Annotated in this window: 1 protein-coding gene; it reads right to left on the bottom strand. The window is 29.8% G+C overall.

Going from position 1 to position 3,227, the window contains the following annotated elements; all coding sequences use genetic code 11:
* Window positions 1-141: 141 nt before the first annotated feature.
* Window positions 142-3,099 carry a DNA polymerase III subunit alpha gene (gene dnaE, locus Q0829_RS27455; RefSeq protein ID WP_298549284.1) on the bottom strand — a complete coding sequence of 986 codons (2,958 nt, stop codon included), beginning with the start codon at window positions 3,097-3,099 and terminating at the stop codon, window positions 142-144.
* Between the last annotated feature and the right edge of the window lie 128 nt (window positions 3,100-3,227).

Raw genomic sequence — 3,227 nt, 5'->3', positions numbered from 1 at the left:
ACTACAATCGTGGGAGAGTAGGTCGCCGCCTTCCTTGAAAACCCTTCATTATGACAATGAAGGGTTTTTTTATGTCTAGATGTATTGATTTTAAAATAATTATACAAAAAATTATAGTGATTTAGATAAAGAGATATGTGCTTACGAATATCTAGGATCTTGAATATAATCTTGTTTACTGATTTTTATTATTTCAATACTTAGAAATCCAAATTCATCTACTACTTTACCATACATACGATAAACACCTTTATGCCTAAGTTTATACTTTTCTTGTACAGGAGGAAACAAGACTGTGTCGAATACATCACCAAATTGATCTAGAAAAGTACCAAAAGCCATACGCTTACCTTTTGAAGTCTTAGTACTTTTCATAGCTATTAAATATCCATAAATATCAATTTTCTTATTTAAGTATTCTTTTAATTGATTAGCTCTGTTTTGATTTACAGGTTTAGTTACCATGATTTTATAATATCCACATATAGGAAACCCAAAAGATTCAATTTGTTCAAAAGCATTTTCTAATTTGCAAGTTTTGAATTTTGGTAATCGATATTTAGTACGTTTTTCATGAAACAAAAGTGGTTGCTGATAATTTGTTGGAGTACTACTTAATTTAAAATGTGCTTCCCATAGCAATTCATGCTTGTTCTTTTTAGTAAAAGCAAAAGCATTTATCTTAATAAGTATACTTATTTGTTCTATACTTATTGATACTCTATCTATAAAATTTTCTAATGATGAATATTTTCCATGTTGTTTTCTATCTAATAGTATAAACTCTGATGTTTTATAATCTAAATTTCGTAGTATGCTTAATCCTAGATATATTGTTTTTTTATATAAAATATGTTCATGTTTACTGGTGTTTATACACGGAGTTATAATTTTTGCGCCAAGTAATTTAGCTTCATGTAAATAGACTTCTGGGCGATAAAAACCTCCACCATTATTTAATGTAGCTACTAAATATTCTATAGGGAAATAAGCTTTTAGAAATAGGCTTTGATAACTTTCTACAGCATATGATGCAGAATGTCCTTTTGGGAAAGCATATCCAGCAAAACTTGCTACTTGATTCCATATTTCAAAAATTAATTTCTCCTGATATCCTTCAGCACGACAATTCTGAATAAACTTTTTTTGTACGTCTTTAAACTCTTTTCGTGATCTAAATTTGCCGCTCATTCCTCTGCGTAACACATCTGCTTCATCCAGCGTGAGTTTTGCAAAAAAGTGAGCTACTTTGATGACATCTTCCTGATATACCATAATGCCGTAAGTATCGTTCATCAGTTCAAGCATGATAGGATGTGAATTCTTTCGTCTTTCTACATCGTGTTCTCTTAATATATATTCGCGCATCATTCCACTTTTGGCAACTCCAGGTCGTATAATAGAACTAGCGGCTACTAACCCTAAATAGTTATCGGTTTTAAGTTTACTAAGTAACATCCGCATAGCTGGAGACTCTACATAAAAACAGGCTAGACATTTAGCTTCTCTGATAAGAGTATTGATGTTAGGATCTTTTTTAAATTTCTCTATATCGTGAATGTCGAAATTGGCTTTTTCTGGTTGATTATACTGGATAATATTAATTGCTTCTTTGATTTTTGCTAAACCACGTTGTCCTAAAATATCAAACTTATATAAACCCAAATCTTCTGAAATAATCATATCAAATTGAGCAGTAGGAAAACCTTTAGGTGGTATATCAGTTGCAATATAGGAGTGAAGCGATTTTTCACTAATTAATATTCCACTTGCATGAATACTAATGTAATTAGGGATTCCTTGTATAAGTTGACTATACTTAATAACTAATTTATGGATGTGGTCCAAAGAGTTGTAATCATAATTACCTTCGCTAAGTTTATCTATTTCAAATTTTGGTAAGCCGAATACTTTCCCTAATTCTCTAACCGCTCCTTTATAATGAAAGGTAACATAGGTTCCTAAAAGAGCTACATTATCAAATTCATTAAAGATAAATCGTGTGATATCTTGTCGATCTCTCCAAGAGAAATCGATATCAAAATCTGGCGGGCTGGTACGATGCGAATTTATAAATCGTTCAAAATATAAGTCTAATTCAATCGGATCTACATCTGTAATTTTTAATAAATAAGCTACGATACTGTTTGCTCCACTACCACGTCCTACATAATAATATCCTTTTTCTTGTGCATAAGAAATGATTCTCCAATTAATCAAAAAATAGGAAACGAAATTCATCTTGATAATCAAGTTAAGCTCTTTTGTTAGTCGATCTTGTACTTTTTTATCAGGGTTTTTATATCGATAAGGCAAGCCTTCTTTACAAAGTTTTCTCAATAATTTATTGTCCTCTTCAATACTATCAGTATACGTTCTTTTATTTAATGAAGGTTTGCTTTTAGAAAAATCAAAGTTGATAACACATTCGTTGACAATATTTTCGGTATTTCTAATCATGAAATCAAATTCTTGAAACTTATTTCTGATGTCACTATTTGAGATCATTTTTTCTGAAAAACAAGCTTGTTGATTTTGAGATAATCGACTAAGCAAAATATTATTATCAATAGCACGTAATAAACGATGGGAATTAAAATCTTTTTTGGTTCTAAAACTTACAGGCTGGAGTATAACGAGTTTGTCTTTTAATTTTCTATAAGGTGAAATTCTAAGTTTTGAAATTTCTTTTATAGAGATACCGATAAATTCATTTGATGAAAACTCAATTTTTTTTATTTCTATAACTTGTTTTAAAGGGTATATAATAAATACGTTTTTTAATTGTGGAGGCTTTATAGGAAAATCAAGCTTATTGTGAGAGTGATGAGATAAAAAACGATTCAATTCTTTGTATCCTTCGTTATTTTTGGCTAGACCCACATATAGTTGTTGATGATTGTTTCTGAAATCAATACCTACGATTGGTCTTATCTGATAATCTTTTGCTTTTCGGATAAAATTAAGACAGGCTGTTGTACTATTTATATCAGTTAATGCAAGACAATTAATTTGATTTTCTTTAGCTAATTCTAATAAGTCTATTTCAGAGAAAGTTCCAAATCTTAAACTGTAATATGAATGGCAATTTAGATACATCTGTTAGATTGTTGATGGTTTATTGTTGATGGTTATTGGATTTTTTATCTTTTACTGATTACTGATTACTGATTACTGATTACTGATTACTGATTACTGATTACTGATTACTGATTACTGATTACTGA

This window comes from uncultured Aquimarina sp. (assembly GCF_947492405.1).
Classification (GTDB): Bacteria; Bacteroidota; Bacteroidia; order Flavobacteriales; family Flavobacteriaceae; genus Aquimarina.
The sequence above is the reverse complement of the archived record's forward strand: the minus strand, read 5'-3'. Positions and strand labels throughout refer to the sequence as shown.